Annotated in this window: 8 protein-coding genes, 1 pseudogene and 1 riboswitch; of the genes and pseudogenes, 6 read left to right on the top strand and 3 right to left on the bottom strand. The window is 74.5% G+C overall.

Annotation, left to right across the window (positions count from 1 at the left end):
* On the bottom strand, nt 1-464 hold a 464-nt coding region (locus HUW36_RS19645), incomplete at its 3' end, for a carbonic anhydrase (RefSeq protein WP_174529515.1).
* A 149-nt stretch (nt 465-613) separates the two neighbouring features.
* On the opposite strand from HUW36_RS19645, the gene HUW36_RS19640 reads away from it, so the two are divergent.
* The 5 genes from HUW36_RS19640 to HUW36_RS19620 all read left to right on the top strand — a co-directional run bounded on the left by HUW36_RS19640 (nt 614) and on the right by HUW36_RS19620 (nt 6,792).
* Nucleotides 614-1,561 carry an alpha/beta fold hydrolase gene (locus HUW36_RS19640; protein WP_174529514.1) on the top strand — a complete coding sequence of 316 codons (948 nt, stop codon included), beginning with the start codon at nt 614-616 and terminating at the stop codon, nt 1,559-1,561.
* Between the two features lie 186 nt (nt 1,562-1,747).
* Entirely contained in the window at nt 1,748-3,865 is a 2,118-nt protein-coding gene (locus HUW36_RS19635) for a HelD family protein (protein ID WP_174529513.1), read from the top strand.
* 76 nt (nt 3,866-3,941) lie between these two features.
* Nucleotides 3,942-4,856 carry a cation diffusion facilitator family transporter gene (locus HUW36_RS19630; protein ID WP_174529512.1) on the top strand — a complete coding sequence of 305 codons (915 nt, stop codon included), beginning with the start codon at nt 3,942-3,944 and terminating at the stop codon, nt 4,854-4,856.
* 144 nt (nt 4,857-5,000) lie between these two features.
* Nucleotides 5,001-5,130: riboswitch (cyclic di-AMP (ydaO/yuaA leader) on the top strand.
* A 5-nt stretch (nt 5,131-5,135) separates the two neighbouring features.
* Nucleotides 5,136-6,212, top strand: coding sequence for a coiled-coil domain-containing protein (locus HUW36_RS19625; RefSeq protein WP_174529511.1), 1,077 nt, complete (start codon nt 5,136-5,138; stop codon nt 6,210-6,212).
* A 79-nt stretch (nt 6,213-6,291) separates the two neighbouring features.
* Nucleotides 6,292-6,792: a DUF2269 domain-containing protein gene (locus tag HUW36_RS19620; RefSeq protein WP_174529510.1), complete on the top strand. Its 501-nt coding sequence runs from the start codon at nt 6,292-6,294 to the stop codon at nt 6,790-6,792.
* A gap of 1 nt (nt 6,793) precedes the next feature.
* Here HUW36_RS19620 and HUW36_RS19615 read toward each other — a convergent pair whose 3' ends face one another.
* Nucleotides 6,794-7,246, bottom strand: coding sequence for an SRPBCC family protein (locus HUW36_RS19615; protein ID WP_174529509.1), 453 nt, complete (start codon nt 7,244-7,246; stop codon nt 6,794-6,796).
* Between the two features lie 103 nt (nt 7,247-7,349).
* Entirely contained in the window at nt 7,350-7,709 is a 360-nt protein-coding gene (locus HUW36_RS19610; protein ID WP_091572519.1) for an STAS domain-containing protein, read from the bottom strand.
* A 435-nt stretch (nt 7,710-8,144) separates the two neighbouring features.
* On the opposite strand from HUW36_RS19610, the pseudogene HUW36_RS19605 reads away from it, so the two are divergent.
* Nucleotides 8,145-8,381 (top strand): annotated as a pseudogene (locus HUW36_RS19605) (hypothetical protein); the annotation flags it as partial.

The raw sequence follows: 8,381 nt of genomic DNA, 5'->3' as shown, positions 1-8,381 counted from the left end.
AGCGGGTGGGCGGCCGGGTCGTCCACCCCGACCTCGAGGACCGCCGGGGCGATCCGGTCCACCACGTACGCCAGCGCGCCGCCGGGCCGCCGTCCGGTGCGCAGCGCGTCGACCGCCGAGCCGACCGCGCCGCAGCGCTCGTGGCCGAGCACCATCACCAGCCGCACCCCGAGTTGGCCCACCACGTACTCGATCGAGCCGCACACCGCCCGGTCCAGCACGTGCGCGCCGGTGCGGATCACACAGATCGAACCGAACGTCTGGTCGAAGATCGCCTCCAGCGGCACCCGGGAGTCGATGCAGCCCAGCAGCACCGCGTACGGCTGCTGATCCCCGGAGGCCACCGCCGCGGCGGCCGTCACGTCGTGCCCGTGCAGCGGCTGGCCGCTGACGAACCGGCGGTTGCCACCGAGCAGCTCCGCCAGGGCGGCCCGGGGGCTGCGGGCGGCGGGGGTGGACGGCATGCCTCCAGCCTGGTCACCGATGCGACCGCGCGCGGCCGGACGTCGAATCTTCTCCCCACCCCGGTTGCCGTGGTGTCATGGCGGGTAACGCCGGTGTTACCGCCGGGTCACTCCGGTGCGTGCGCCGGTCCGGCCCGGGGAGGTGGACGATGCCCGAGCATCGGGAACTGCGGCTGTCCGACGACGTACGCCTGCACGTCACGGTCAGTGGGCCGGTCGACGCCGAGGTCACCGTCGTCCTGCTGCACGGCTGGACGCTGGACGGGCGCAGCTGGCACCGCCAGATCGCCGACCTGCGGGAGCGCTTCGCCGACCGGGTGCGCCTGGTCACCTACGACGCGCGCGGCCACGGCCGGTCGAGTTGCCTGGCACTGCGCGACGCCACCCTGGCGCAGCTCGGCGACGACCTGGCGGCGGTGGTCGACGAGATCGCCCCGTCCGGGCCGGTCGTGCTGGTGGGGCACTCGATGGGCGGGATGACCGTGATGGAGTACGCCCACCGCCACCCCGACCGGTTCGCCGCGCGTACCGCCGGCCTGGTCTTCGTGTCGACCACCGCCGAGGGGCACACGCACACCGTCTACGGGCTCTCGCCCCGGATCGCCCGGTTGATCCGCCTCGCCGAGACCACCGGCGCCGGGGTGCTGGCCCGCTGCGGCGGCTGGCGACCTCCGCACGCGCTGCTGCGGGCGCTGCGCCCGAGCATCCGCTGGATGCTCTTCGGCGACCGCTGCGACGGGGCGGACATCCGGCTGGTCACGTCGGCCGTGGCGCGCGCCACGCTGCGCTCGATCGGCGGGTTCCGTGCCTCGATCGGCGCCCAGCACCGGTTGGAGACGCTTACCGCGCTGGGCGGGCTGCCGGCCGCGGCGCTCGTCGGTGACCGGGACCGGCTGACCCCGCCGCCCTGCGCCGAGTCCATCGCGGCGGCGCTGCCCACGGCCGAACTGACCGTCTGCCCGGGCGCCGGTCACATGCTGATGATGGAGCGGCCGGACGAGGTCAACGCGGCCGTCGCCGGGGTGCTGGACCGGGTCCTCGCCGCGCCGGCCGGCCGCGGTGGCGACGCCGCCGCCGTCGCCACCGTCACACCCTGACGGCCACCCTCGCCGGGCCGCACCCGGCCGCGGCGCAACGGCCCGGAAAACGGGTGGGAACGACCGGATAACGGGCAAGCGCCGTCGACGCGACCCCGGCCGGCGGCATGGCCCCGACGTCCGCCTTGCCGGCGGCCCGTACCCTCATTCAGCCCCGTCGTGCCGTCCGACCCCAGGAGCACCGCGTTGACCGACCAGACCACGCTGGACCGGGAGATCGCCGCCGAGCAGCGGCATCTCGACCGGGTGTACGCCCGGCTGGCCGAACTGCGCCGGTCCGCGGCCGACGCCGAGCGGGAGGGTTACCGGCTGGCCCGGGTGGGCACCTTCGGCGCCCTGGTCGAGCGGGACGCGATGGTCTTCCACGCCGCCCAGCGGCGGCACGTGCTGGACGCCGAGCACGAGGGGCTGGTCTTCGGCCGGCTGGACCTGCGGACCGGGCAGGTGCTGCACGTGGGCCGGCTGGGCGTACGCGCCGACGACGCGGAGACGCTCGTGGTGGACTGGCGGGCGCCGGCCGCAGCGGCGTTCTACCAGGCCACGCCCGCCGAGCCGCGCGGCGTCGTGCGGCGGCGCACGATCCAGTCGGCCGCCGAGAAGGTCACCCGGATCGAGGACGACCTGCTCGATCCGGAGGCGGCTCCGGCGGACATGGCGGTGGTCGGCGACGGCGCGCTGCTGGCCACGCTCTCTCGGGCCACCGGCCGGGGCATGCGGGACATCGTCGCCACCATCCAGCGCGAGCAGGACGAGGCGATCCGCTCCCCCGGCGGCGGCATCACGATCGTCTCCGGCGGTCCGGGCACCGGCAAGACGGCGGTGGCGCTGCACCGGGCCGCGTACCTGCTCTACTCCGACCGGGCCCGCTACGCCGGCGGCGGCATCCTGGTGGTCGGCCCGTCCGGCGTCTTCGTCGAGTACATCGCCTCGGTGCTGCCCTCGCTCGGCGAGGAGACGGCCACGCTGCACTCGCTGGGCTCGCTGTTCCCGGGGATGTCCGCGACCCGGACCGATCCGCCGGAGGTGGCCGCGGTGAAGGGGTCGCTGCGGATGCGCCGGGTGCTGGAGCGGGCGGTGCGGGACGCGGTGCCGGACTCGCCGGCGGAGCTGCGCCTGCTCTACCGCGGTGAGCTGCTGCGGCTGGAGCGGCCCGCGCTGGACGGCATCCGGGACCGGACGCTGACCCGGGGCGCGCGCCGCAACGAGGTGCGTCGGTCGGCGTTCGACGCGGTGCTCGCCGCGCTCTACGCGCAGGCCCGCACGCTGCGGGTGGGCCGGTTGCCGGAGCAGCCCGCGTTCGAGGACGAGATCATCGAGCGGCCGGAGTTCCGCGAGTTCCTCAAGGCCTGGTGGCCCCGGCTGCATCCGCGCCACGTGCTGGGCTGGCTGGCGCGGCCGGAGCGGCTGCGCCGGTACGCCGGCGGGGTTCTCTCGTCGGCCGAGATCCGGTTGCTCACCGACGCGTACCGGACGTTGGACACCGACGGGCTGACCGTCGCCGACATCGCCCTGCTGGACGAGCTGGACGCGTTGCTCGGCACTCCGGTGCGGCGGGCGAAGCCGAAACGGGACCCCTACCAGCTGGCCGGCGGCGTGCGCGAGCTGAGCACGTACGCCGACCGGCAGCGCGCCGCCCGGGCGGCGGCCCGCGAGCGTCCGGCGGACTACCGCGACTACGCCCACGTGGTGGTGGACGAGGCGCAGGACGTGTCGCCGATGCAGTGGCGGATGGTCGGGCGGCGCGGCCGGCTGGCGTCCTGGACGGTGGTCGGCGACCCGGCCCAGACCGCCTGGACCGGCGACCCGCAGGAGTTGGACCGGGCCCGCGACCAGGCACTGGGGCGACGCCGCCGGCACCGCTACGAGCTGACCACCAACTACCGGAACTCGGCGGAGATCTTCGCGGTGGCGGCGGCGGAGATCCGCCGGCTGTACCCGGACCTGACGCTGCCCGACGCGGTGCGTTCCACTGGTGTGCCGCCGGTCGAGCGCACGGTGCCCGCGGCCGAGCTGCCGGCGGCGACCGTCGAGGCGGCCCGGACGCTGCTGGGCGAGGTGGAGGGCACCGTCGGCGTGATCACTCCGGTGCCGCGCCGGGACGAGGTGGCCGGCTGGCTGGACGGCCTCGGCGCCGGCCGGCTCCAGGTGGTGACCAGCCTGCAGGCCAAGGGCATGGAGTACGACGGCGTGGTGCTTGTCGCGCCGAGCGAGATCCGGGCCGATCCCGGCTCGGGGGTGCGGACGCTCTACGTCGCGCTGTCCCGGGCCACCCAGCGCCTCACCACGCTCGACCCGACCGGGTGACAGACCCTCACTTGCACACATAGCGATGTGAACATACATTGGGCCTGGCCGGGGTGCGGGAGGGAAGGGTGTGTGCGTGGGCGCAGGTCATGACCACAGCGGTGCGGTGACCAACGCGGCACACCGCCACCGGGGCCGGCTCTGGGCGGCGTTCGCGCTGCTCACCGCCCTCATGCTGGTCGAGGCGGTGGCCGCCTTCGCGACCGGGTCGCTCGCGCTGCTCTCCGACGCCGGGCACATGTTCACCGACGTGCTCGGCATCGGCATGGCGCTCGCCGCCATCACCGCCACCCGACGCGCCACCACCGATCCGCAGCGCACGTTCGGCCTCTACCGACTGGAGGTCCTCGCGGCGCTGGCGAACGCGGTGCTGCTCGGCGCGGTCGCGGTCTACGTCCTGGTCGAGGCGGTACGCCGGTTCGGTGAGCCACCCGAGGTGCTCGCCGGCCCGATGCTGGTGGTGGCGGTGCTCGGCCTGCTCGCCAACATCGGGGCCTTCGCGCTGCTGCGCTCCGGGGCGCAGGAGAGCATCAACCTGCGCGGGGCGTACCTGGAGGTGCTCGGCGACCTGCTCGGCTCGCTCGGGGTGATCGGCGCCGCGCTTGTCATCGCGGCCACCGACTGGTGGTGGGCCGACCCGCTGGTGGCCGTCGCCATCGGCCTGTTCATCCTGCCCCGCACCTGGCGGCTCGGGCGGGCGGCGGTCCGCATCCTGGTGCAGGCCGCGCCGGAGCATCTCCAGGTGACCGCCGTGCACGACCGGCTGGCCGCGGTGCCGGGTGTGGCGGAGGTGCACGACCTGCACGTCTGGACGCTCACCTCGGGCATGGAGGTGGCCTCCGCGCACCTGACCACCGATCCGGGCGCCGAGGTCGCCGCCGTGCTGGCCGCCGCCCGAGCCGCCCTGCACGAGGACTTCTCGATCGATCACGCGACGTTGCAGATCGAACCCGGAGCGTCGGCCGGGGCGTGCGGCCCGACCGAGTGGTAATTAGGGCAAACTTAAATCTCGGCGGCTATTGTGGCGTAATGCCGGCTTTGCCGGGATCGCGGCTCCGGGCGACGGAGCCGGCCCCGGGCAGCGCCGGTAGGCTCGGTCGCGGCCACACCCACGGCGCCACACCCGGCGCCGGTGGAGCGGCCGTCGCCTAATCGCCCGCAGGGCGAGCCGGGGAACCACGTACGTGGGGTGCATCCGCGTCAGCGGTAGGGATCTTCCGTCCCGAACCCGTCAGCTAACCCGGTCGGCGGTTGACGGAAGGACACGTGAATGCCCCCAGTGGCACCTGTACGACGGACGGCCGCCCGGATGGCGGCCCTGCTCGTCACGATGCTGGCCCTCGGCGTCGTGACCGTGCCGACCACCCCCGCCGCGGCGGCGTGGTCGGCCTCCCCCACCGGCCTGCGTGCCGCCGCCCCCGGCGGTGACGACGAGGGCGGCACCCCGGAACTGCGCGCCCAGCTCGACGCGGCCAGCAAGGGCTGGCTGGAGGCCAGGACCGCGCTCAGCCGCTCGGTGGCCCGGCAGAAGCAGCTCACCGAGCGACTCGACGCGGTCGGCGCCGAGCTGGCCGTACGCGACGCCAAGGTCGGCGAGATCGCCGAGGTGGCGTACCGCACCGGCCGGATGGGCACCGCGGCGGCGCTGCTCGGCAGCAGCAGCCCCGAGGGCTTCATGGACCGGGCGGCGGCGCTGGAGCAGGTCGCCGCGCACGAGGACCGGACCCTGCGCGACCTGATCACGACGCGGGACGAGGCGACCCGGACCCGCGCCGCGCTCGACGGCGAGATCCGGGAGCAGCGCAAGCAGGTCGCGGTGATGGCCAAGCGCAAGCAGCAGGCCGAGCGGGCGCTGGAGGTGGCGAACGACAGGCCGTCCGCCGGCAGCGGCGGCGTCCGGGGCACCTCGACGGCGAACGCGACGCCCGCCAAGCGCAACTCCGACGGCTCCTGGCCGGCGGAGTCGTGCAGCGTCAACGACCCGACGCCGGCCGACGGCTGCATCACCCCGCGCACGCTGCACGCGCTGCAACAGGCGAAGGCGGCCGGCTTCACCCGGTACGTCTCCTGCCACCGACCCAGCGGGTCCGGTGAGCACCCGAAGGGACGCGCCTGCGACTTCGCCGCCCAGAAGGACGGCTTCGGCGGGGTGGCCAGCGGCGGCGACCGGACGTACGGCAACAACCTGGCCGCGTACTTCGTGCGCAACGCCGACCCGCTCGCCGTGCTCTACGTGATCTGGTTCAAGCAGATCTGGCTGCCCAGCAGCGGCTGGAAGTCGTACAGCGGCGGCAACGGCGACCCGTCCAGCGACCACACCAACCACGTGCACCTGTCGGTCTACTGAGCACTACGCTCCCCGACGTACGTCGGATGTCGTCGCGCGGCCCACGACGTGGGCCGCGCGACGGCCGACGATCGGCGGTATGAGACGACTCTCCCCCACCGGACGCAAGGCGCTGCTCACCGCCCACCTGGTCACCTCGCTCGGCTGGCTCGGCGCCGACCTGGGGCTGCTCGCGCTGGGCGTGGCCGGGCTGCGCGGCGCCGACCCGGAGGTCGTCTACCCCGCGGCGGCGTTGCTGGCCACCTGGCTGTTCGCCCCGCTGAGCGTCGCCGTCTGGCTGGTCGGGGTGGCCAGCGCGCTGCTCACCCCCTGGGGCCTGCTGCGCTGGCGGTGGGTGCTGGTGAAGTTCGCGCTCACCACCGTGATGCTGGGGCTGGTGCTGCTCCTGCTGACGCCCCGGATCCGGCATCTCGGCGCGCTGGCCGGCGCCGCCGACGCGCACCTGCGGGTCGATCTGGTGGTGCCGCCGGCCGTCTCCACCACGCTGCTGCTCGTGGCCACCGTGCTGTCCACCTGGAAGCCGTGGGGACGGCTGCGGGCGGGCGCCCGCCGGCCGGTTCCCGCCCGGCGGGCCGGCTGAGTCAGACCGGCCGCCCCTCGAGGGTCGCGCCCAGGCGGGCGGCGAGGCCGAGATGGGCGGCGCGGGCCTGGCGGAACGCGTAGCCGAACAGCGGGGCCGGCGCGGTCAGGGTGATCTCCACGTCGATCCGCACCACGCCGTCGGGCTCGTCGCGCAGCCGGGTGTGGTTGCGGACCGTCGTCGCCGGCTGCTGCCGGGCCACGGTGACCACCTCGTCCTCGCTGGCGACCAGCACGTCCGCCTGGTAGGTGACCGGGAAGTGCAGCGGACCCAGCTCCAGCCGGTCGGTGATCGCGTAGCTGGCCAGCGCGCCGGGCCGGGACGGCACCTGCCGGACCCGCACGATCAGCGGATGCAGCTCGCCCTGCCGGCTCAGGTCGCCGAGTAGGGCCACCGCTTCCGCCCGTGTGCACCGGGCCTGCACGGTGTAGCTGAAGCTGTCGCTGCTCTGCAACCGATCCCCCTCGCCGTCGTGGGTCGCGACGATAGTCCCGTACCGGAGCCGGACTGGCAACGGGTCGAAGGTCCCCGGGCCGGAGAGGGGTCGAGGGTGCCGCTCAGGCGCCGGGCAGCACCTCGGGGGCGTCGTCGGCGAACCAGGGCTCGGGCGCGCCGAAGAGGCCGAGCAGCCCGGTCACCCAGAGCTGCCGGTGCACGAACCGGCTCGGCTCGGTGACCACGAGCTTGACGCCGCTGACCTCGCAGGTCTGGAAGCCGGCGACCATGGCGCTGATGCCGACGGAGTCGATGAACGTCACGAGCCGCATGTTGAGCTCGATCCGGGCGGGTCGGGCCTTCGCGAGCACCTCGGCGATCGCTTCCCGCACCTCGTACGCGGTGTCGACGTCGATCTCCCCACGGGGCGCGATCTGGACGACACCACCCGGACGCACCGACTTCACGATCGACAGGCTCACGCGAGCACCTCCACTCGCCCGTACGGGCGCCTCATCAGTACGCGGGCCGCGACCGAGAGTATTCCTCCGACGGCCCCGGTCGCCACCCCCCGGGATGAGCAATTCGCGGAGTGGGCACACCTGGGCGAACCCAATCCGGACCTCCGGGTTCCAATTTCCCCTTCGACGCGGACCGCGACCGGCCGAACGACCGGGCCGGACCGGCCGATCCGCCGACCAGGGTAGCGGGCCCGCGCACCCCGGGCGGACACCCGGTCCCCGTCACGTTCTCGGCGGTTCGTCCGATTCGCCCCGACGACGCCCTGGGTCGGGGCCGGGACGGGTTTGGCGCGCGCGCCGGTGGGGCACAGCCCAGGGGGAGTGAACCGTGACGCGCCGGATGAACACCGGAGTCCGAAGTGGCCGCCGGGCTTCGGCACCCGAGGAGGTAGAACGATGTTCGGATCCAGCCTGATGGACCGCCGCAGCAAGACCGAGCGGGTCGCGGACCAGGCGTGGGAGCACCTGCTCTCCGCGGTCGGCACCGCCGGTGACAGCGTGCGGGACGCCACCCGGGCGGCCCGCCGCAACTCCTCCGGCCTGGCCGACGACGCCACCGACCTGGTCGGCTCCGCCGCCGAGGAGGCGCGCCGACGGGCCAGCCTCGCCTTCGACGCGCTCGCCGGCCGCCGG

The organism is Micromonospora maritima, from assembly GCF_902825405.1.
GTDB classification, from domain to species: Bacteria; Actinomycetota; Actinomycetes; order Mycobacteriales; family Micromonosporaceae; genus Micromonospora; species Micromonospora maritima.
Note: the sequence above shows the minus strand (reverse complement) of the source record. Positions and strands in the feature narration are given on the sequence as shown.